This window comes from Mycolicibacter sinensis (assembly GCF_001667945.1).
Taxonomy (GTDB): Bacteria; Actinomycetota; Actinomycetes; order Mycobacteriales; family Mycobacteriaceae; genus Mycobacterium; species Mycobacterium sinense_B.
In genome coordinates, this window is the sequence record NZ_LZJK01000077.1 from 1 (window position 1) to 20937 (window position 20937).

At 67.6% G+C, this 20937-nt stretch carries 18 protein-coding genes and 1 pseudogene; 11 read left to right on the forward strand and 8 right to left on the reverse strand.

The genetic code is table 11. The features are described from left to right. The first annotated feature begins 171 nt into the window (after positions 1-171). The 3 genes from A5694_RS10735 to A5694_RS10745 all read left to right on the forward strand — a co-directional run bounded on the left by A5694_RS10735 (position 172) and on the right by A5694_RS10745 (position 2483). A complete protein-coding gene (locus A5694_RS10735; RefSeq protein ID WP_064921825.1) occupies positions 172-513 on the forward strand; it encodes an ArsR/SmtB family transcription factor in 342 nt (113 codons plus the stop codon). 3 nt (positions 514-516) lie between these two features. Beyond that, complete coding sequence (locus A5694_RS10740) at positions 517-1002, forward strand: SRPBCC family protein (RefSeq protein ID WP_064921826.1); 486 nt, start codon at positions 517-519, stop codon at positions 1000-1002. Positions 1003-1103: 101 nt separating this feature from the next. After that, positions 1104-2483: an acyl-CoA dehydrogenase family protein gene (locus tag A5694_RS10745; RefSeq protein WP_064921827.1), complete on the forward strand. Its 1380-nt coding sequence runs from the start codon at positions 1104-1106 to the stop codon at positions 2481-2483. Positions 2484-2487: 4 nt separating this feature from the next. Here the strand turns inward: A5694_RS10745 and A5694_RS10750 are convergent, their stop codons facing one another. After that, on the reverse strand, positions 2488-3582 hold the full coding sequence (locus A5694_RS10750; RefSeq protein ID WP_207515983.1) for an NAD(P)/FAD-dependent oxidoreductase: 1095 nt from the start codon (positions 3580-3582) through the stop codon (positions 2488-2490). Then, entirely contained in the window at positions 3579-5078 is a 1500-nt protein-coding gene (locus A5694_RS10755) for a bifunctional phosphatase PAP2/diacylglycerol kinase family protein (RefSeq protein WP_064921850.1), read from the reverse strand. Before A5694_RS10755 ends, A5694_RS10750 begins: the two co-directional genes overlap by 4 nt. A gap of 131 nt (positions 5079-5209) precedes the next feature. Between A5694_RS10755 and A5694_RS24940 the strand changes: the two genes are divergently transcribed. Beyond that, positions 5210-5338 carry a hypothetical protein gene (locus A5694_RS24940; RefSeq protein ID WP_267887750.1) on the forward strand — a complete coding sequence of 43 codons (129 nt, stop codon included), beginning with the start codon at positions 5210-5212 and terminating at the stop codon, positions 5336-5338. Positions 5339-5679: 341 nt separating this feature from the next. Here A5694_RS24940 and A5694_RS10760 read toward each other — a convergent pair whose 3' ends face one another. Next, positions 5680-6591, reverse strand: coding sequence for an MBL fold metallo-hydrolase (locus tag A5694_RS10760; protein WP_064921828.1), 912 nt, complete (start codon positions 6589-6591; stop codon positions 5680-5682). 141 nt (positions 6592-6732) lie between these two features. Here A5694_RS10760 and A5694_RS10765 point away from each other — a divergent pair, with 141 nt between their 5' ends. Then, entirely contained in the window at positions 6733-7452 is a 720-nt protein-coding gene (locus tag A5694_RS10765; RefSeq protein ID WP_064921829.1) for an NUDIX hydrolase, read from the forward strand. 36 nt (positions 7453-7488) lie between these two features. Then, positions 7489-7899 (forward strand): DUF4267 domain-containing protein, encoded by a 411-nt coding sequence (locus tag A5694_RS10770; protein ID WP_064921830.1) that lies wholly within the window; start codon positions 7489-7491, stop codon positions 7897-7899. Positions 7900-8411: 512 nt separating this feature from the next. Here A5694_RS10770 and A5694_RS10780 read toward each other — a convergent pair. From A5694_RS10780 to A5694_RS22550, 5 genes and pseudogenes are all read right to left on the reverse strand, one after another. Beyond that, positions 8412-9017, reverse strand: coding sequence for a nitroreductase family protein (locus tag A5694_RS10780; protein ID WP_234787912.1), 606 nt, complete (start codon positions 9015-9017; stop codon positions 8412-8414). A 62-nt stretch (positions 9018-9079) separates the two neighbouring features. Next, positions 9080-9469 carry a Rid family hydrolase gene (locus A5694_RS10785; protein WP_064921832.1) on the reverse strand — a complete coding sequence of 130 codons (390 nt, stop codon included), beginning with the start codon at positions 9467-9469 and terminating at the stop codon, positions 9080-9082. Positions 9470-9511: 42 nt separating this feature from the next. After that, positions 9512-9946 carry a cupin domain-containing protein gene (locus A5694_RS10790; protein ID WP_064921833.1) on the reverse strand — a complete coding sequence of 145 codons (435 nt, stop codon included), beginning with the start codon at positions 9944-9946 and terminating at the stop codon, positions 9512-9514. A gap of 46 nt (positions 9947-9992) precedes the next feature. Further along, positions 9993-10913, reverse strand: a complete 921-nt coding sequence (locus tag A5694_RS10795) for an NADP-dependent oxidoreductase (protein ID WP_064921834.1) — start codon at positions 10911-10913, stop codon at positions 9993-9995. A 490-nt stretch (positions 10914-11403) separates the two neighbouring features. Then, a pseudogene (locus tag A5694_RS22550) lies at positions 11404-12657 on the reverse strand (MFS transporter); the annotation flags it as partial. A gap of 195 nt (positions 12658-12852) precedes the next feature. Between A5694_RS22550 and A5694_RS10810 the strand changes: the two are divergent. From A5694_RS10810 to lpdA, 5 genes are all read left to right on the forward strand, one after another. Further along, on the forward strand, positions 12853-15618 hold the full coding sequence (locus A5694_RS10810) for a helix-turn-helix transcriptional regulator (protein WP_082952622.1): 2766 nt from the start codon (positions 12853-12855) through the stop codon (positions 15616-15618). A gap of 227 nt (positions 15619-15845) precedes the next feature. Further along, entirely contained in the window at positions 15846-18233 is a 2388-nt protein-coding gene (locus A5694_RS10815; protein WP_082952623.1) for a LuxR family transcriptional regulator, read from the forward strand. Positions 18234-18401: 168 nt separating this feature from the next. Further along, positions 18402-18857 carry a DUF5709 domain-containing protein gene (locus A5694_RS10820; protein WP_064921839.1) on the forward strand — a complete coding sequence of 152 codons (456 nt, stop codon included), beginning with the start codon at positions 18402-18404 and terminating at the stop codon, positions 18855-18857. A 146-nt stretch (positions 18858-19003) separates the two neighbouring features. Next, entirely contained in the window at positions 19004-19498 is a 495-nt protein-coding gene (locus A5694_RS10825; RefSeq protein WP_064921852.1) for a YkgB family protein, read from the forward strand. Continuing rightward, complete coding sequence (lpdA, locus tag A5694_RS10830) at positions 19495-20904, forward strand: dihydrolipoyl dehydrogenase (protein ID WP_064921840.1); 1410 nt, start codon at positions 19495-19497, stop codon at positions 20902-20904. The genes A5694_RS10825 and lpdA overlap by 4 nt, the downstream gene beginning before the upstream one ends. Positions 20905-20937: the final 33 nt, after the last annotated feature.

Sequence of the window (20937 nt, forward strand, 5' to 3'; positions counted from 1 at the left end):
GGCCTGTTCTACTCGGTGGTGGCGTTCTTCTACAGTGCCTTCGGCAACATCGAAGGCTTCTTCACCGACTGGATGGGTATCGACTGGGGCGGGGTCGAGCAGACACTCGACTACTGGTTCCCCGACGCCTGACCTTGACAACGTACAACCATTCGGTTGTACGATCGGCACGTGGCCGTGCTCGACGAGGACCGGGTGGACGCCCTGTTCCACGCGCTCGCCGACCGCACCCGGCGGGACATCATGCGCCGCGTGCTGGTCGGGGAGCACTCGGTTTCCGCGCTCGCGGGAAACTACGAGATGAGCTTCGCCGCAGTACAAAAGCACGTAACCGTGCTGGAGAAGTCCGGACTGCTCACCAAGCGACGCAGCGGCCGCGAGCAGTTGGCCCGCGGAGACGTCGAGGCGGTACGGTCGGTGGCCTCGATGCTCGCTGAACTGGAACAGGTTTGGCGTGGCCGCATCGCACGCATCGACGAACTCATCTCATCCGAGCAAATCAAGGAGGGCTGAACCATGCCCGTGATCGACGTCCAGCAAGACCTCGAGAACCTCACCCTGACCATCAGCGCCGACTTCGCCGCGCCGGTGCAGCGGATCTGGCAGATCTACGCCGACCCGCGTCAGCTGGAGAAGATCTGGGGACCGCCGTCGCACCCCGCGACCGTGGTCGACCACGACCTCACGCCCGGGAGCCGCACGACGTACTTCATGACCGGGCCCGATGGCGAGAAGTACGCCGGGTACTGGCAGATCACCGCCGTCGACGAGCCGCGGAGCTTCTCCTTCGTCGACGGCTTCGCCGACGCCGACTTCAACCCGATCCCCGGGACGCCGGTCGCCAGCAACGTTTACACCTTCGCCGAGCACGACGGCGGCACCCGTGCGACTTACGTGACCACGTTCGCCTCGGTCGAGGACCTGCAGAAGGTGCTGGACATGGGCGTCATCGAGGGCACCACGTCGGCGCTCAACCAGATCGACGCCGTGATCGCCTCCTGACCCGCCCGCCGCCGCGGCGTTTGACGCGCCGGCGAACCGGCAATCCCAGGTGTTCGGGCCGGCGACGCCGACGCCGACCTTGACGCCTCAAGGGACGGTCCATGGGCTTCGACCTCACGCCGACGGCGGCGCAGCACGACCTGGCCCGCCGCGCCCACCAATTCGCCGAATCGGTCATCCGGCCGGTCGCACTCGATTACGACCAGCGCCAGGAGTTCCCGTGGCCGGTGCTGGAGGAGGCCGCCTCCCAAGGCTTCTACAGCCCGCTGTTCTACCGCGACCTGATCGGAGACTCGACGGGATTGTCGTTGCCGATGTTCATGGAAGAACTGTTCTGGGGTTGCGCCGGAATCGGGTTGGCGATCGTGATGCCCGCGTTGGCGCTGTCGGCGATCGGGCAGGCCGCCACCGCCGAACAGATGCTGCAGTGGGCGCCCGAATGCTTCGGCACGCCAGGCCATCTCAAGCTCGCAGCCCTGGCGATCTCCGAGCCCGAAGGCGGCAGCGACGTCCGTAACCTGCGCACCACTGCTCGTCGCGACGGCGACGACTGGATCATCGACGGCCACAAGATGTGGATCGGCAACGGCGGCATCGCCAACGTCCACGTGGTCAACGCCGTCGTCGACCCGGACCTGGGCCACCGCGGCCAGGCATTGTTCATCGTCCCCGGCGGCACACCCGGCCTGGAGATGGTGCGCAAGCTCGACAAGCTGGGCTGCCGGGCCTCGCACACCGCCGAACTGCGCTTCGACGGCGTCCGCATCCCGGCCGACCACCTGCTCGGCGGGCAGGACAAGCTGGAGCACAAGCTCGCCAAGGCCCGCGAAAGGCTCTCCAGCGCAGCGTCATCGGGTTCGGCGACGCTGGGAACCTTCGAACAGACCCGGCCGATGGTCGCCGCGCAGGCGATCGGCATTGCCCGCGCCGCATGGGAATACGCGACCGACTACGCCACCCGCCGGGAAGCTTTCGGCGGCCCGATCATCGACAACCAGGGCGTCGCGTTTCCGCTGGCCGAGTTGGCCACCGCGATCGACGCCGCGCGCCTGCTGACCTGGCGGGCGTCGTGGATGGCGGTCAACGGCATCGAGTTCAGCCGCGGCGAGGGATCGATGGCCAAGATGGCCGCCAGCGAGACCGCGGTGCGGGTCACCGAGCGTGCCGTGCAAACCCTGGGCGGCTGGGGCTACATCAGTGACCATCCGGTGGAGAAGTGGTACCGAGACGCCAAGCTGTACACCATTTTTGAAGGCACCAGCGAGATCCAGCGGATGGTGATCGCCCAAGCCCTCGGTGCCGCGGTCGGTACACCGCCGCTGCACGTCGAGATCGAGCCGACCGGCGGACCGCTCAACCGGATGTTCGGCCGCGGCACGCCGCTGCGCACCCGCGCCGCCGCCGGCGCACTGGCGATGCGCGACCGCATCCCCGAACCGGTGCTGCGGGGCGCCATGAAACTATTGCGTCCCCCGAGATAGCCGATCAGGAGCCCGCGCCCAGCCGGCACTCGGGCCCCAGGTCTACCTCGGGCTGCTCACCGAGCGCCAGTCGCGCCAGCGCGCGCCCGATCGCCGGCGCCTGCTTGAACAGGTTGTGGCCGGCGACGAACACCAACCCATCCCGCTGCCAGGCCGCGAAACCGTCGTCGCTCCACGGCACCCGGGTCACCCAGCAGTGCCGGTAACCGACCGGCGCCGGGTCCAGGCCGGGCAGCGCACGGCGCACGTAGGCCACCGCTCGGTCGGCCAATGCGGTGAGTTCTCCGGGGTCGAGGAAGCCGCCGTCGGGCTCGACGCCGACGCTCTCGCTGAGCCCGACCGCGTAAAAGCGGTTGCCGGGCAGCGCCGCGGCGTAGGTGCCGGTCTCCCCGAAGGCCCCGCTGCTGTCCTGCAGGCAGGCCAACCGCTCGGCGGGCTGCTTGGCGGCGAAGGTCAGCCGCACGTGCGCGGATAACCGCACCGGCAGCGCCAACCCGACGCCGCGCGCCAGCCCGGCGGTGCCCCGCCCGGCGCACACCACCACCGCGGAATGCTCGGCGCGCCCGCCGCCGGTCAGCACCTCGGCCCTTCCGTTGCCGGTCGAGCGCACCGCCAGCACCTCGTCGGCGACCAGCCGCTCACCCAGCCATCCGGTCAGCGCGCCGATCGCCGCCCGGGTGCGAATCGCGCCGCCGGCCTGGTCGAGCATCGCCGGCCCGTCGTAGCCGGCCAGCGGCGGCAGCAGGCTATGCAACTGTGTGCCGTCGATGCGGCGCACCGGTACGCCGCCCACCTTCTCCAGTACCGCCAGCCGGCGTTCTACCGCGGGACCGATCGCGACCGCGCCGTCGGACGAGACCAGCTCGGTGCCGGCGCGTTCGGCCCACTGCGTCCAGATCGCGCGACTTGCCCGCGCTAGCGCCACCAGCCGCGCGTCGTCGTGGGCGTGCCGAAAGATCCGGGATTCGCCGCCGGACTGCCCGTCGCCCGGCACGCCCCGTTCATACACCCGCACCGTGGCACCCAACTCGGTCAGGGCGTACGCGGTGCTCAGGCCGACGATCCCACCGCCGACCACACCGACGTCGACGGCCGTCACCGCGGCCCCGGCGGCAGCGGCCGAAACACCTGCAACGCGCGGTAGCACGCGGCGAACTCGGCCTCCGCGCAGGGCTCGTCGACCTCCCCGTCGCGGGCTAGCGGCACCGGACCGTCGACCGCGGTGAACCGGAACTGCGGAACCCGCAGCTCGTGGTAGAGCCGGCTGCGCTGCAGCCGTCCGGTCAGCAGTGCCGCCAGAATCCGCAGCGTGGACCACGGCCGGCCGGTTTCCAGGATCCGCACGTCCAACAGCCCGTCGTCCATCCGGTGCCGTACGGCCGGAGCGAATCCGGCCGGCTGATACGCCGAATTGCCGAGGAAGAACAGCGACGTCTGCAGGGTCTTGCCGTCGTAGTTGATGCGCACCGGCTGTTCACGACGCAGCGTCAACAGCATCGCGTACACGCTGGCCACCGGCTTGCCGACCTTGTGCTGCAACCGCTCCCGACGGCGCACGAACGTCGGGTACGCGCCGATGCTGGCCGTATTGACCACGGTCGTCTCAGCGTTGAACCGCACCACGTCCACCCGCGACAGGCTGCCGTCGGCGATGGCCCGGATGGTCTTCGCGGTGGTATCGCAGCCGATGTCCTTGGCGAAGTGGTTCAACGTGCCGCCGGGAAATACCGCCAGCGGCAGACCGCGGTCCACCGCCACACCGGCCGCCGCGGCCACCGACCCGTCGCCGCCGGCGATCGCCAGCACCTCGGCGGACTCGGCCGCCCGGCGCAGCGCTTGCGTCACGTCGTCGTCGGGACCGAGTTCGACGACGCTGATGCCCGGCAGCGCTTCACGCACCTGCTCGGCGACCTCGCCGGCGCGCCCGCCCCCGGAGCGGGGGTTGACCACCAACGTCACGCCGGTGCCGTCCGGGCGTGCGGGACAGTCGACCCGCAGCGCATCGGCGCGTGGCAGCGGCGGGGACGCGATCGGCGGCACCAGTTGTGCCCCAGCGACCGCGATCGACGCCCCGATGCCCAGTCCGGCCAGCACGTCGCCGGGGTAGTGGGCGCCGGTGGCGATCCGCGACAGCCCCACCAGACCGGCCAGCGCGGCGACGGGCAGGCCCAGCAGCGGGTTCTCCAACCCGACTCCGGTGGCAAAGGCCGCCGCACTGGCGGAGTGGCCCGACGGCAACGAGTTCGACAGCGGCAACCGGCGGGCGCGGCGCAGCAGCGGCACCTGCATGATGTCCGGGCGTGACCGGGGCCGAATCCGCTTGACCACCTGATTGGTCACCAGGCTGGTGAGTGCCAGGCTGACCACCCCGCGGGCGGCGGCGCGCTGGGCGGCGGGGCGGCCGGTCAGAGCCATCCCCGCCGCGAGGGCCAACCACAGTTTGGAGTGGTCGGCGGCGCGGGTCAGCGCCGGCATGGTGGTGTCGAGGAGTCGGCTGGGTGAGCGCGCGATCGCCGTGAACACCTCGGCGTCGAGCTCGCCGAGACCTTTGGTGATCCGGCGGAGCCCGGAGCGCCGCCGCCGCAATGGCGCCATCGTGACCACAGCAGTGATTCCTCCGTCCGCCGGCCCCACTGCAGGTGCCGTACGGGGTGCCCTATACCCGCTTACCGGCCGGGAAACGCACCGCCGCGACCGATTCGCCAATGAACCGGTGATTCGGTGCCATGAACCTGAGGGTGGACCGCCTGGGCCGGCTGGTCATTCCCGAAGCGCTGCGGGTGGCGCTCGGCGTCACCCCCGACAGCAGGCGCACCTATCGGGTACTCGAAGTGCCATACCAGTTCGTCGACTGAGAAGGTCACCGCGAACCTCGGTACGCCTGGCAACGCATGTCGGACCCCTCCGGCCGACTTCGTCGCGGGACGGCCCCTTTTGACGTCCACCAAGCCGTACGGCTAGCTTGGTGACCATCCGGCAGGCCGTCACCTGCGCGAACTGCGCAGACCGGCCTTGAACCAACCGAGACCAACCGACTCATCACAGATAGGAACCGACCTATGGCGTCAGCGAGCCTGGGAGTCTGGACGTGCATCGCGTGCGTCGTGCTGCTTACCTTGGCACTCTTCCTGTCAACAGGCGCCTAGTCGAGCGTCGCCAGCGTCTGCACAATAGGCGGGCGGCCCGGCGCCCGCCATCAGTAGTCCCAGACCGCCGGTACGCACCGGAAGGCGTTGCCGGCGGCGGCCACCCGGCACACCGAGGGGAACGGCAGGTGGGTGGCCACCAGCGACTCGCCGGTCGAGGCCAGTTCCTGTAGAAGACGAACCCGGACCCGTGCCGCCTCCTCGGGGTCGTGTTCGAACCCGTTGTGCCACTCCGGATTCTCGAAGCCGACCTGGAAGATGGCGTCGCCGGCGAAGGTCAAGCGGTCGCCGCCCGAGGCCAGACGGACCACGCTGTGCCCGGGGGTGTGGCCACCGGTGCGGCAGACCAGCACTCCCGGTGCGACCTCGTGCTCCGTCTCGAACGGACGCAGCCGGCTGCGGTACTCGTCCAGGAACCGCGTCGCGATCGATCGGAGCGCGCCTGGCACCGGCGCGGGCATCTGGGTGCCGGAGAAATCCGGGGCCTCCCAGAACTCAGCCTCGGCGGCCGCCACGTGGATCCGCAGATCCGGGCGCAGACGGGCCTTCAGCCCGTCGCTCAGCAAGCCACCCACGTGGTCCATGTGCAGGTGGGTCAGCACCACATCGGTCACCGAGGAGGGATCGATGCCGGCGGCCTCGAGGCGCTGGACGGTCTGCCCCGCCCGCGGGAAGTCCGGGAACTCCACGCCCAGGCCGGCGTCGACGAGGATGGTTCGGCCGCCGGTACGCACCACGACCACGTTCAGCGGCCAGTTGATCACGTCCGGCGGCAGAAAGCTGTCGTCCAGCCAGCGCGTCAGGTCCGCGGAGTCGACGTTGGTGGCCATCGTCGCCGCGGTGATGGGCAGTACCCCGTCACTGATGATCAGCACCTCGATCTCGCCGACCTGTACCGCGTAGCGCGACGGCACCAACTCCGGGGCGCGCGTACCGGGGCGTAAGGCATTGTCCAAGCTCATAGTCGTCTCCTCGATCGATGCGGCATGACCGTTGATCGGTGCCGCAGTGAGCTGATGCGATCCGGGATTGACGATTGTCGGCCCGTGCGGTCGAGCGCGCCCTGGAAAGTGCGTAGTCCGTGTGCTGCCTATGGTCAAACGGTGACAATCAGCTACGACCGGGCACTGCGTCAGCAGATCCGGACACACTTGCGTGGGCACGACCGCCGGGCCGTGACCGACCCGACCAAGCGGCACGCGGCCGTCGCGGTGGTGATCGTGGACTCCGACATCGGGGAGGACCGGGTCGATCCGGCGCCGGTCGACGACTGGATCGCCGGGCGGCCCCTGCCGGATGCCGGTCTCGACGGCCGCATGATCGACGTATCCGGAGGCGCCGCATTCTTTCTGTGCCGCCGAGCCTCGCGCCTCAATTCGCATGCCGCCCAGTGGGCGTTGCCTGGTGGCCGGCTGGATCCGGGCGAGACCGCGGTTGAGGCCGCGCTGCGCGAGTTGGATGAGGAGGTCGGCATCAGTCTGCCCGACTCGGCAGTGCTGGGCCTGCTCGACGACTACCCGACCCGGTCGGGATACGTCATCACGCCGGTGGTGATCTGGGGCGGTGGCCGACTGGATCCTCGGCCCGCGCCCGACGAGGTGGTGGCCGTTTACCGGGTCGGATTGCACCAGCTGCAGCGTGAGGATTCGCCGCGCTACATCAGCATCCCGGAGAGCTCACGCCCGGTCGTGCAGATCCCCTTGGGCAATGACCTTATCCACGCGCCGACCGGTGCCGTGCTGCTGCAGCTGCGGTGGCTGTGCCTGGAGGGCCGATCCGACCGGGTCGACGAATTGGGCCAGCCCGTGTTCGCCTGGAAGTAGGCCCGGAAGCCGGCGGCCGGCCCTAGGCTGCGGTGCATGATCAAAGACCGCGCCGCGCTGGTCGCGGGCACCATCCGGCTGGCCTCGGGTCTTTCCTTCCTGGTGGATCCGCTTCGGGCGAACCGGTGGTGGGGCGAGCCGGATGACCCGGGCCCGTCCGCGCGGCTGCTGCTTCGTTCCATGGGTTACCGCGACGCCTTGATCGGAGGGTTGCTTCTGAGCGCGGCGTTGCGCGGCCGGGACACCCGCGGGTGGTTCCTGGCATCCGGTGGCGCCGACGCGGCCGACCTACTGGGCGGGATGAGCGTGCATGCCGATCTCACCCGCGGACAGCAGCTCATCGGCCTGGGTGGAGCGGTTGTCGGCATCGGTGTGGGGCTGTGGGGCGCGACGCGGCGCGATCGGAGTGCCGGCAGCGCTGCGGGCCGGCGTTCCGGGCCGAGCTGAGGTAGCCGTCGGCCGGGGGAGTCTACGGTCCGCACGCACTCGAACAGTTCCAACAGATCAAGGTGTATGCCGAATTGGCGCCCGCGCCCAGCATCTGAGATAGACCGCGGCCTTCCTTCACCTCACGGTCGCAGGTTCCGCTATCGGCCGTCCTGGACCGTGACGTCCGGTACGGAGTCTTCCGGCCGGACAGCCGCCTCCTGCGGTTGCACGCTGACCAGTTCAAGACCCAGATCACGGACTCGGTCGAGAAGGCCGAAAAGCTGCGACTGGTCACAGATTTCTCCGGCGAATCCCGTTTCGGCCGGGCCGGGCTCAAGTCGCATCCCCTCGAATGCCGATCCAAGCCGTTCGGAGACGCAACCCCGAACGCAGATCCGGTACATCGTCGGCTCCACTGGGCACTCCGTTCGTCATCTACTGACTCAGCCTTCGCCGTAGCCGGGTGAGCGGTCCTCATCCGGCAAGTCAAATCGCCCGGGCGAGCATCCCGCCCGAATCAGGCCGGCGACTCACCACCTTTCGAGATGCACCACGTCGTCAAGCGGAATTCGTTCGGCACGACGGAAAGTTGTGCCGGTGTAGTAGGCGGTGGGGATCGTCGTGGCGTGGTAGACGTTATCGGGCAGCCGGAGGATATTCCGCATCTCCTTCTCGGCCATCACGGTCACCCCGGTCCAGGTGGTTCCCAGTCCTCGCGAACGGGCCGCGAGCATGTAGTTCCATGCCGCAGGCATGATCGACGCCCAATACTGGTTGGCGTTTTCAGCCGTCAATGTGCCGTCACGGTCGATGACCTCGACGCACGGGACCACCAAAACGGGGACGTCACCGAAGTGGTCGGCGAGGTACTGCGCGCTGTCGGACACTTTGCGCTGCTGGCGATTGCGCGCGGGGTCGTTCCTGAACCGGTCGGCGACCGCGAACGGGGAGGCAACGATCCAGTCCCATGTGCGGCGGTACACATCTGCGATCGCGCGACGCTGTGCGGCGTCGGTGACCACGACGAATCCCCAATTCTGCAAGTTGGAGGACGTCGGCGCCTGCACCGCGATCTCCAGGCATTCCCGGATCAGGGCAATGGGAACCGGTTTGGTCAAATCGAGACGCTTGCGCACCGAGCGCGTCGTAGTCAGTAGTTCGTCGGGCGACAAGTCGACGATTGGGCAACGGTTCACGATCAGGCCGGTAAGACAGCGACGACTTCGACTTCTACCCGGAGGTTGGGCCAGACCAGCCCGTCGATGATGGCGAGCATGCCGGCCGGCTCGTGGCGGATGAACTCCCGGTTCACTGCCATGTAGGCCGGCAGATCGTCGCGGCTGGTCAGCCATTGCCGCATGCTGACGACGTCGGTCAGTTTGGCGCCGGCCTTGGCGAGTGCGGCTTCGACGTTGGCCCAACACTGCCGGGCCTCCTCGGTGAAGTCCTCCGGCGCAGTGCCGTCTTCGCGCAGCCCGGGCGTTCCCGAGACGAATATCTGGGTACCGCCACCGGGTACGGCAACAGCATCGGCGTACTTGGCGATGTGTGCAGCCACTCCGGTCAATATCGGTGTAACGGTGGTCATCTCAAAGCTCCTTGGTAGGGGGAGTTTCTTTACCGCTGAGGTTCAGCGTTCCGCGTTGTCGTCGGTCGTCAAAGGGCCATCGCCGGTGTCGACAAGGAAGACCGCGAGTAACTCAGCGGGCTCGGTGGCGCTGGCGTTCTCGCTGATCACGTGGTGCGCCCCGGGTGCCTCACTCCACGTCTGGCCGGCGTGATACACCCGCACCGGCTCTCCTTCGAGTTGGCTGCGAATTCGCCCGGAGATGACGTAAGCCATGATGAACGCCGAATTCGCATGGTGGTGAGCAGCGCTCCTGGCTCCTGGCGGATAACTGACGGCCACCGCTTCAAGCGATTTGCCGGGCACGTTGCTAGGTCGATCGAAAACGGTGCGGACGACGGGGGTTTCGCCTGGCGTCTGCGGGGTCGGCTCGGCGTGTGCCGCAGGTGCGAGGATCACACCGGCGATCACGACTGCGAGCCGCATTTTCAGCGCCATAGTTCAATTCCCTTCCGAGAGCCGGAGTCTGACTCAGGGTCCGGGGTCAGCCTTCGGCAACCCGAAGAATCGTTTTGCCGTGGATGCGCTGTTCGGGAGCGAAGGCGGCAGCAGCGTCGGCAAGGGGCAGCACAGCACCCACCACCGGTGTGAGACGTCCATCGCGCACTCGCGCGGCGAGTTGGGCAAGCTGAGATCGATCGGCCTCGACGACGAAGAAGACGGCCCGACCGTCCGTCGGGCGGGTCGCGGGCGGCTCGGCGATCGTGACGAGCGTTCCGCCGGCCCGCACCAATGCGGCTGAGCGGGCGAGGACCTCGCCACCGATCACGTCGAACACCACGTCGACTGCGCCGGCGTCCTCGAGCGTCTCGGTACCCATGTCGACGAAGTCATGGGCACCCAGCGCAATGGCTCGATCCCGATCTGGTGTCCGGCCGGTAGCGATGACACGCGCCCCGGCCTCGCGGGCGAGCTGCACCGCGAGTGACCCGACCCCTCCTGCGGCGCCGTGGATCAAGACCGTCTGTCCCGCGGTGAGGCGTCCGTGGTCGAACAGGCCCTGCCAGGCGGCTAAACCAGAGATCGGCAGGGCTGCGGCGACCGTGTGATCGATGTCGAATGGTAGCGGTGCGAGATTGCGGGCTTCGACAGCGGTGTACTCAGCCAGCGAGCCGTTACGGGCCCAATCGGCGAGCCCGAACACCCGCTGACCGATGCTTAAACTGGTGGTGCCGTAGCCCAACTCAACGACCACGCCCGACAGCTCGTGGCCGGGAATGCTCGGTGTCCGGTCGCGGCCCGCGCGGTCGGTCCAGGTGTGCGGCCAGTCGAGCTCGCCGGGTGTGAAACCCGCGGCGTGTACCTGAACGATGACCTCGCTGTCGGCCGCCTCGGGGTAGGGCTGGTCGGTGAGCGACAGGCCGGCGACACCGGCCTCGCGGTCCTTGACGATGATGGCTTGCATTGCAGGTCCTTTCTGATGGGTGTTGCGTGCACGAGCACTGATAGCGCGGGTGTGTCCGTTGGCGATGGCTCCGGTGTCGGAAGCGTGTGCGCCGCTGGCCGTCTAGCAAGCCAGCATTGGCCGACGCGGGGTGATTCGTCATCACCCGGCGAGCCAGTTCACCCGGGTGAACCGAAGGAGCGACTACGGCGACCGGGACGGCCCCGCCGCGGCCATGGGACCGCTGGCCAGTGCTGGCTGTACACCCGGCCGGTCGCGGCACAGTGCCGCGATGTCGCAGGGCACGGGGCGGTACCCGGCAGGAGGATTGGCGATCAACAGTGCGGGCGCACAACGCCGCCAGGGCGAACAGTGCGGCACCCGCCTCTAACACGCGGGCGAAACCGGCGGCATTCGTCGTGCCCGCGCTGACTAGACCCATGGACCCGATCGCCACCAGCGCAGCCAGCCGCGAGACAGCGTTGTTGATCGCCGATGCCAGGCCGCCGTATTCGGCCGGCACCGAGGCCAGTGTGACCGACATCAGCGGTGTGATGGTCGCGACCAGGCCGGTGGCCAGCACGAGCATCCCGGGAATCAGGTCGGTGATCGCATGGAATCCATCGGGTTTCGGCCGGATCAACAACAGCCCGACACCCGCCAACGCCGGCCCGGTGATCAGAAACACGCGTGGTCCCACCTGATCTGCCATGCGCCCGACGCGACGGGCGAGCGCGAAGGATAGCAGCGGAATCGGTAGGGTGGCCACCCCAGTGGCGGTGGCTGAGTAGCCGCCGACTTCTTGGGTGTACAGGGCGATGGCCAGCGATCCCATGATCAACGCGCCGTAGACGAGCGCGGTGACGAGGTTCGCGGCAGCGAAATTACGAAAGGCGAACAGCGGCAACGGAAGCATCGGAAACCTACTGCGGTGCTGCCAACTCACGAAGCCGGCAAGTGCGGCTATCCCGACCACCGAACTGGCGACGACCTCCGGGTCAGTCCAGCAGTAGTGTTGCGCTTCGATCAACGCATACACCGTCGCGGCCAGCCCCGCCGTCGATAGCGCCATCCCGGCGGTGTCGACGCGGGCGCCTTCCACCCGACCGGACATCGGGCACAACCAGAACGTCAGCGCATACCCGACCGTCATAGGGATCGCTGACAACACGAAAATCCAGCGCCAGCCGAGAAAATCTACGCATATCCCGCCCAACAAAGGGCCCAGCGCGAAGGCCGTCCCCGTCCACCCGGTCCAGACGCCGATCGCTGCGGATCGGGCCGCTTTGTCGAACACCGTGTTGATCAGCGCCAGCGAGCCCGGCACGAGGAAAGCCGCGCCGAGGCCCTGGATGATGCGCGCAGTGACGAGCGCCGCGGGCGACGTTGCGGCCGCCGCCAGAACCGAGCCGACCCCGAAAGCCAGCAGGCCGCACCGCATCACCGGAATGCGGCCGAGCAGATCCGAGATCGACCCACCGGGCAGAATAACCGTGGCCATCGCCAACAAGTAGCCGTCGACGACCCATTGCTGCAGGGCCAGGCCGCCACCAAGGTCGCGTTCGACGGCGGGCAAGGCCAGGTTGATCACAGTGGAGTCGAGGAACGCGACCATCGACACCATCACCGCGACCACCATCGCGCGGCTGGTCGGGGCCGCATCGCGCAACGTCACTGTCGGGACCCTTCGGTGGGTGACGGAGCCGGGGCGGTCTGACCGCCGCCTCCTGTGAGCAGCGTGCCCCGACGCAGCCTGCGTCGTCATCACCCGGCGGGCCGTCTCACCCGGGTGAGATTCGCACGTTGCGATTGCAGATGCTCGCCGGCGAACTTGCCTACACTGTTTGCCAGCGCAAGCGGTGACGAGGACTGTGGACAGCACATCGGGGACATCCTTCACCCGCCTATTTCTTGTTGGCGGGCGGCGATTCGCGTGAGTGCGGCGAGGGCCTCGGGAAAGATGCGCATACCGCCGATTCGTGGGCGGGCGGACGAGCTGAAAGCGATCAGCGCCGCGATCGCGGGGGTGGCGCGAGGGCGCGGCGGGGCGCTGGTCATCGAGGGGCCGCCGGGCATCGGGAAGAGCCGCTTGTTGACCGAGGTTTTGGCGCTCGCCGAGAAGGCCGGTGTTCGGGCGCTGTTCGGCGAGGCGTTCGAGTACCAGCAGACCGTGCCGTTTTTCTCGCTGTTCATGGCGACGCTGCATGCCGATCCCCCGGTCGGCGATGCCGAGGCGTTGCGTCGCTTGGGCTCGTCAGCCGATCTCCGCTACTGGGTGGTGCGCGATCTGCAGGCCGCGATCCACCAAGCCGCATCCCGAACGCCGTTGACGATCGTCCTCGAGGACATCCACTGGGCCGATAACGCCACCCTTTTGGCACTGCGGTCGCTGGCCGCGGCGCGCCCTGACGCCCCGGTGCTCTGGGTGCTCACCGCGCGAACCGGCGCGGGCGGGCCGGCCGTCCGCGAGACACTGAGCGCGCTGGAACACGAAGACGCCACGTTTCTGCGGTTGACGGCCGTGACACCGGATGCGGTCGTCGATATCGTCCAAGACACCGTGCGAGCCAACGCGGATGCGTCGCTGGTCAGTCTGGCCGACAAGGCACACGGCAACCCGTTCCTGCTGACAGAACTGTTACGGGGACTCGACGAGGAAGGCCGGCTCGATGTCACCGGCGGGTGCGCGGTTGCCACCGGAGACACGCTGCCGCGACGGCTCAGCGACAGCATGCAGCAGCGACTGGACCAGCTCTCCGACCCTGCGAGCCAAGTCGTGCGGGTAGCCCCCGTGCTGCCCGACCGGTTCTCGGTCCGGCTGCTCGCCGCGATGCTGGACCGCCAGCCGGTCTCGTTGCTGTCGGCGCTGGAGGAAGCAGTGCGCGCGGATCTCATCGTCGAAGACGGTGAGCAGTTGAGGTTTCGGCACGACCTGCTGCGCGAAGCCACCCGGCAGGCCCTGCCGCAGTCGCTGCGGCGGGCAATGGAGCGCCAGTCCGCATCGCTCATGCTGCGTATCGGCGCGAGCCCCGCCGAGGTGGCCACCCAACTGGCACGCAGCGCCGAGCCCGGCGACCGGGAGGCGATTGAGACGCTACGCCAGGCCGCGCAGTCGGTGGGCCGCGGCGATGCAAGCGGCGCCGCGGACTTGAGCCACCGCGCGTTGGAGTTGTTGCCCACCGACGACGCGGAGCATGGATCCCTGGTCGCCGAAACGGTGGAGTGGCTCAACAGGGCCGGCCGACACGGCGAGGCGGAAAAATTGGCCGTCGTGGCGTTGTCGGAGGCGGCCTCGCCCGAAGTCGAGGCCGAGATCCGGCTCCGGCTACCCGTGCATGCCAAGCACACTGACCAGCGGCGGGTGGCGGAGAATCGGCGTGCGCTCAAGTTGAGCGGCATCAGCGACATCACCCGGGCCCGGCATCTGGCGTGGCTGGCGTACAACCTGGTGTTCGACGAAGGTGGGCAACGGCGCGCGGCCGCCGACGCGGCTGCCGCGGCCGCGTTAGCAACCGGTGATCTCGAGGCCACGATCATGGCTGACGTCACCCGCGCTCTGCTCGATGCTGGCGAGGGTTACACGTCCCGCGCACTACGCCGTTTCGAAGAGCTCCGCCCGCTCGCTCACACGAATGAAACGGCGTTGGCGCATGCCTATGCCGGAATGTACGACGCAAATCTGCTGGCAGTGGTCGGCCGGTTGGACGACGCGACAGCCCGAGTCGCCGATGGCATAGAGCAAGCCCGCCGGGAAGGCAACGCGATGGCCCTCGGCCTGTGGGCCGTCTTCAGCGGGCTCGTCGACCTCGCTGCGGGCCGGCTGTCGGCCGCTCGCGATGCCACGGAGTCCCTTCCGCCCCCACAGCCGACGGGGGCAACCGAGCATGACGTACTTCGCATGGTGATTCTCGCCGAGGTGGCGGCGCACACCGATGACCGGAACTTGCTGCAGCAGATGGTCAATGATGCGCGCGATGCCCACTCCACCGGCTCCGCCGGCATACGTCGAGGGTCGGCGTATGTGCTCGCGCGGGCGGCGTGGCAGCGCGAGGACGTTCATGATGCGATGCGCTGGCTCGGCGACGTCATCCTACTGGCGACACCATTTTTCCCGCATGCACTGGTTCGGCTGGTCTTGGGTGCGCGGGTGGCCTCGGCCGCCGGTGATGCCGGCTTGCGCGCGCGGGTCCTGCAGGCCACCGAGATACTGGAGCGCGAGCGGCCCGCACTGCCGATGTTGGCGACCGTGGCCGGGTATGCCCGCGCGATCCTCGAACACGATGCCCAGGCGTTGGTGGCTGTTGCGGAGTTGCTCCGCGCGTCGTCGCGCCCGCTTCTTTATGCCAGCGCCGCCGAGGATGCGGGGTGTGAGCTGAGTCGCGGACACCGCAACGCTGAGGCGCTCGATCAGCTCAACGCCGCCTTTGACACCTACATCGAGTGCGGAGCGACTGCCGATGCCCGCCGGGTCGGCCGCACGCTGCGCCGATTGGGTGTCCAGCGGCGTATTGCCATGCACTCGCGGGCCAGAACCGGTTGGGACAGCCTCACCGATTCCGAACTCAAGGTCATCAACTTGGTCGCCGAAGGCGCGACCAACCGCTACGTCGCCCAGCAGCTGCAGCTCTCTCCTCACACGGTGAAAACCCACGTACGCAATGCGTTCGCCAAACTCGGCGTCACCTCCCGGACTCAACTGACACAGCTCACGCGCGATACGGATTGACCCGATCGTCAAATATCGGGTGCCTGGAGATACCCCGACTCTGCCCTAAAGATCACCCGCTGGGCGATGGTGACGGCAGGGTGAGGCTGCCAACGTAGTCATTACATCCATGTGAAGCAAAGGGGAGGACGGTGAGCGGGCACACGGCAAACGAGTATCGCCGGCCAGCGCTCGGGGTAAACCTGACTGTCCGGTCTGATTCAATGGGATCACCGCGATTGTCGGGCATGGACCAGTCGGGGCCGGCAGAGACCAACGGGGCTGGAAAGGTGCCGGTTGGCACCGGCGCCGCTTCCACACCGTGTTTCACGACTTTGCTTCTGGGTTCAAGGGAGTCGAGGAGGTCGGGCGTGACCGACTCAACCGAACACGATGACGGCGATGCTGGAGAGGTCGCCCGAGCAGTCCTGCTCGACACCAAGGTGCATGTCCCAACCCTCGGGTCCCAGCTCGTCCACCGGGCTCCGCTGCTCGAAGCACTATCGGCGGGACGCCGCCGCAAGCTGACCTTGTTGAGTGCGCCCGCGGGCTGGGGCAAGACAACATTGCTCGCTCAGTGGGCCGCGGGTGCGGGCGAGGACCGGCGGTTCGGCTGGCTGTCGCTGGATTCCTCCGACAACGACCCGGTGTGGTTTTGGATGTACGTGGTCGCCGCGCTGCAGAAGATCGATGCCCAGATCGGAAGTCGCGCAGTCGAACTGTTGACGATGGGCGCCGATCCGACCCAGGCCGTTCTGCCTACGCTGCTCAACGATCTGGAGACGATCACTGACCCCATCGTGCTCGTTCTTGACGACTACCACCTGGTGGTGAATCGAACGGTTCACGAACAGCTGGCGTTCGTCATCAGCCGAATGCCGACAAATCTCCACTTGGTGTTGGCCACCCGATCCGATCCGATGTTGCCGTTGGCTCGGCTGAGGGCCAGCGGCGAGCTTGCCGAGGTGCGAACCGCCGACCTACGCTTCGGTGCCGGTGAAGCGAACCGGCTGCTCAACGAAGTGCTCGGGCTGGATTTGCCGGACGCCGACATCCAGCTGTTGCACCGCCGCACCGAAGGCTGGGCAGCCGGCCTCTACCTCGCCGCCCTGTCGCTGGCCGGGCGTTCTGATACCGCAGCGTTCATCAGGACGTTCGCAGGCGATAACCGGCACATCGTCGACTACTTGATGGCCGAGGTGCTGGAGAGTCAGCCACCGCAAATACGCAGCTTCTTGCTCCGGACTTCGGTTCTGGGACGGCTCAGCGGCGCGCTGTGCGACGCCACGCTGCAAACGTCCGGCTCGGCTTCGGTGTTGGACAAGATCGAGCGCGACAACCTGTTCGTGGTGCCGCTGGACATGTCGCGCCACTGGTATCGCTACCACCAGCTGTTCGGTGAGCTGCTACGCACCGAACTGCACCGCGCCGAGCCCGACCTCGTCGCCGACCTGCACCGACGCGCCGCAGCCTGGTATGAGGCCGAAGGCCTCGTCGACGAGGCGGTCCGCCACCTGATTCCAGCCGGCGAGACAGTGCATGCCGCCGATCTGATCGCTGGGGACTGGGTCAATGAGTTCAACGGCGGCGGGCTGTCGACCGTCTCGGGTTGGCTGGATCTGCTTCCCGGAGACACCGTCCTACAGGATCCGCGGTTGAGTCTGGCCCGCGCGTGGCTCGCGTTGAGCACGGGTCAACTCGACGACGCCGCCAAATGGATCGAGGCAGTCGAGGCGGCCGCCGCGGCCGATGATGACGCGATCAGCGCCCAAGTCGTGGTGTTGCGCGCGGTCCACTCATTCAAGACGGCTGAAGTCGCTGCCGCACTCGAGGGGGCTCGCCGGGCCATCTCTCTCGATCTGCGCGCCGCGCCGCTGAGCCGATCGAGCGCCCACAGCACCTATGGGTCCGCGCTGTATTTTTCCGGCAGCACCAACGAGGCGCGGGCCGCCTTCGAGCGGGCCGCGCAACTGGCCGAGAAGGTGGGCGACCGTCGCATCCACAGCTACGCACTCGGCTATCTGGCGCTCATTTCCGCGGAACGTGGTCAGCTCGCAGACGCCGAGCGTCAGATCCGCCGCGCTTCCGGCAGCTCCAGAAACCTGGAAGACGAGGAACACTTCGTAGACGCGATGGTGGCGCTTGCCGCGGCCCAACTCCTGGCCACGCGCGGTGACATACCTGCCGCGGCGGTGGCCGCCGACAGGGCCGTCATGTCCGCGCGCCACGGTGGAGCGAGCCTGGAGGTAGCCAAAGCGCTGCTGGTGAAAGCGGGGTTGTTTGAGCGCCTCGGCGATCAGGAGTCCGCGAACGCCGTCCTCGACGAGGCCCGCACGCTCATCCGTGGTTGCGCGGACGCCGGAATCACCGCGACATTGCTCGCTTCGGTCGAGCCGAGCGCAGCCGGCGCGGGCGGTCCGCGCATGGTGGTGGGCGCGGTCGGTGAGCAGCTGACCCCCAAGGAACTAGAGGTGCTGCGGCTGCTCGCTACCCGGCTCTCCCGCCGTGAGATCGGTGCGCGGCTGTATGTTTCGCTCAATACCGTCAAGACCCACCAGCGCGCCATCTACCGCAAGCTCGGCGTTGAGCACCGCGCCGCAGCGGTCAGGCGGGCACGCGAACTCGGCTTGTTCTAGCCGTCGTCATCCGGGGTGAATTTCCGGGACGGGCGAGGACAATTCACCCTCCTGCAGGCCAGGCTTGTGATACCGGACGTTTGCGCGGCCGGGTTCGGCTGCCCGGGCGGATCGCTGGGATGCGCTGCGCAGGCCTGACATAGGGGATAGGGAACGGAGACCGCGGCGATGGGGACTTCTGAATTCGATGACGTTGCGGCCCATCTGCTCGAGCCGGAAGAGGCCGTGGACTCAGAGCTGACGGGTGTCGACCTGGATGAAGGCTACTCGCCCCCGGAACGCCCGCTGGAATTACGGGCATGGGGCCTGACCGCACGTGAGGCGCGCCTCGGGGAGAGTCTGGCGCGCCGGTTGGCCCGCGAGGTTCCCGACGTGACCGATCAAGGGGACGGTGACGGGATCGGCGATAGCGCCGACAGCGATGGCGAACCGATCGATGATCAGGTCGGCGACTGGCGGGCCGGTCGGCTCGTCGCCTTCGACTTCGATCCCACCGACGCCGGCTCCGATTACCGGGCTTACGACGTCGGCATCGACGGTGGTGCGGCGTTGGCTGAGGAAGCCGCGATGCATGTGGTCGTCGACGAGGACACCGACGGCGAAGAACGGTGGGGACTGCTATGACCGGCGGGATGCGACCGGGCCGCGAAGACCTATCGCAGACCGGGGCATGGGCTTCTCACCCGGGTGAATTCCGGGCGCGGATGAGGACAACTCACCCGGTGTGCTCCGACCGTGGAGTGGAACCAGTCATGCAGAACGGAGGCGGTATGTCACGCGGTGCGGCCACGACGACGGTGGAAGAGGCTGTCCAGGTTCGCGTGAGCGACATGGCGGCCCTGCTCGCACGGTACGGCCTGGTCATAGTCTTGGTCTGGTTCGGCGCGATGAAGTTCACTCACTATGAATCCGACGGGATTTCACACTGGGTGGCCAACAGCCCCGCGATGAGCTGGGTCTACCACTTCATGTCCATCGATGCGTTCGGTCGATTGAACGGATCAGTGGAATTGATAACCGCGGTGTTGCTGGCTGCCAAGCCGTGGTACCCGAAGGTGTCCGTGGCGGGCGGCATCGTCGCCTCGTTGTTCTTCGTGACCACGCTGAGTTTCATGGTCACGACCCCCGGCACCGGTGAGGCGTCTGCCGGCGGCTTTCCCGTGCTCTCCGCCGACGGGGAGTTCTTGATGAAGGACATCGCACTGCTCGGCCTGGCGCTGTGGCTGCTGGCGGATGCGGTCGACGCCACCCGAGCCCCGAGATGACGCCGCCGGCCAAGGACCATTACGACCTCGTCGTCCTCGGCGCAGGCTCAGGAGGGTATGTCTGCGCTATCCGCGCCGCCCAACTCGGGATGAGCGTCGGGATCGTCGAGGAGCGCTATTGGGGCGGGGTGTGTCTCAATACCGGCTGCGTCCCGTCAAAAGCGCTGCTGCGCCACGCTGAGATCGCTTCCATCATCACTCACCAATCCGCTACCTTCGGCATCTCCGGCGACGTGAGTCTCGACTATGCGCGTGCCGTGTCGCGCAGCCGCGAAGTCGCCGACGCCCGGGTCCGCGGCGTGCATTTTCTGATGCGCAAGAACAACATCGCCGAGATCGACGGCCGTGGCCATTTCACCGGTCCGCACAGCCTCAGTGTTGCGCTGCCTGGGGGAGGCCGTCGCTCGCTGACCTTCGGGCACGCTGTCATCGCGACCGGATCGCGGGTGCGCATGCTGCCCGGAGTTGCTGTCGGCGACAACATTGTGACCTACGAACAGCAGATCCTCAGCGCTGAACTGCCCGAGTCCATCGTGATCATCGGAGCCGGCGGCATCGGTATGGAATTCGCCTACATCCTGCACAGCTATGGCGTGCAGGTTGAGATACTGGAATTCGCCGACCGCGTTCTCCCCAACGAGGACGCTGACGTCTCCCGGGAACTCCAGCGCCACTACGTGCGGCGCGGGATGACGATCCGTACCTCCACCCGGGTAGACAAAGTTGTCGACCATGGCGGGCACGTCGCCGTCAGCTATACCGGAGCCGACGGAACATCCTCCACCACAGAGGCCACCCGGGCCTTCATCTGCATTGGCTTCTGCCCCAACGTCGAAGGGATCGGGCTCGACGCCGCCGGCGTGCTTCTCAACGCAACGGGCGCCATCGACGTCGACGACCACATGCGCACGTCCGAACCGCACATCTATGCAGTCGGTGACGTCACCGCCAAAGTCCAACTCGCCCACGTTGCCTCGGCGCAAGGGGTAATCGCCGCCGAAACCATGTCGGGCGTCGAGACGATGCCATTGAACTACCCGATGATGCCGCGAGTCACCTTCTGCCAGCCCCAGGTCGCCAGCTTCGGCTACACCGAAGAGCAGGCACGCACCGCGGGCAACCGGATTCGAGTCGCTACCTTCCCCATGCGGGCCAGCGCCAAAGCCCACGGACTGGGCGACCGCGGCGGCTTCATCAAACTGATTGCCGACGATGCGCACGGCGAGCTGCTGGGAGCCCATCTGGTGGGCAGCGAAGTCAGCGAGCTTCTCCCCGAGCTGACGTTGGCTCAACTCTGGGACCTCACCGCCACCGAACTGGCGCGAAACGTCCACACCCATCCGACACTCGGTGAAGGGCTGCAGGAATGCTTCCACGCCCTGGCCGGGGGTGCCATCAATCTGTAGGCAACCGAGGGCCGAGTAGTCGGGACGCCAGGA

Coding starts and splice junctions, on each gene's coding strand:
- A5694_RS24940 (WP_267887750.1), top strand. CDS start 5,210: ATGAACCTGAGGGTGGACCGCCTGGGCCGGCTGGTCATTCCCGAAGCG.
- A5694_RS10740 (WP_064921826.1), top strand. CDS start 517: ATGCCCGTGATCGACGTCCAGCAAGACCTCGAGAACCTCACCCTGACC.
- lpdA (WP_064921840.1), top strand. CDS start 19,495: ATGACGCCGCCGGCCAAGGACCATTACGACCTCGTCGTCCTCGGCGCA.
- A5694_RS10760 (WP_064921828.1), bottom strand. CDS start 6,591: ATGAGCTTGGACAATGCCTTACGCCCCGGTACGCGCGCCCCGGAGTTG.
- A5694_RS10810 (WP_082952622.1), top strand. CDS start 12,853: ATGCGCATACCGCCGATTCGTGGGCGGGCGGACGAGCTGAAAGCGATC.
- A5694_RS10820 (WP_064921839.1), top strand. CDS start 18,402: ATGGGGACTTCTGAATTCGATGACGTTGCGGCCCATCTGCTCGAGCCG.
- A5694_RS10815 (WP_082952623.1), top strand. CDS start 15,846: ATGGACCAGTCGGGGCCGGCAGAGACCAACGGGGCTGGAAAGGTGCCG.
- A5694_RS10770 (WP_064921830.1), top strand. CDS start 7,489: ATGATCAAAGACCGCGCCGCGCTGGTCGCGGGCACCATCCGGCTGGCC.
- A5694_RS10745 (WP_064921827.1), top strand. CDS start 1,104: ATGGGCTTCGACCTCACGCCGACGGCGGCGCAGCACGACCTGGCCCGC.
- A5694_RS10825 (WP_064921852.1), top strand. CDS start 19,004: ATGTCACGCGGTGCGGCCACGACGACGGTGGAAGAGGCTGTCCAGGTT.
- A5694_RS10795 (WP_064921834.1), bottom strand. CDS start 10,913: ATGCAAGCCATCATCGTCAAGGACCGCGAGGCCGGTGTCGCCGGCCTG.
- A5694_RS10785 (WP_064921832.1), bottom strand. CDS start 9,469: ATGACCACCGTTACACCGATATTGACCGGAGTGGCTGCACACATCGCC.
- A5694_RS10755 (WP_064921850.1), bottom strand. CDS start 5,078: ATGGCGCCATTGCGGCGGCGGCGCTCCGGGCTCCGCCGGATCACCAAA.
- A5694_RS10790 (WP_064921833.1), bottom strand. CDS start 9,946: ATGGCGCTGAAAATGCGGCTCGCAGTCGTGATCGCCGGTGTGATCCTC.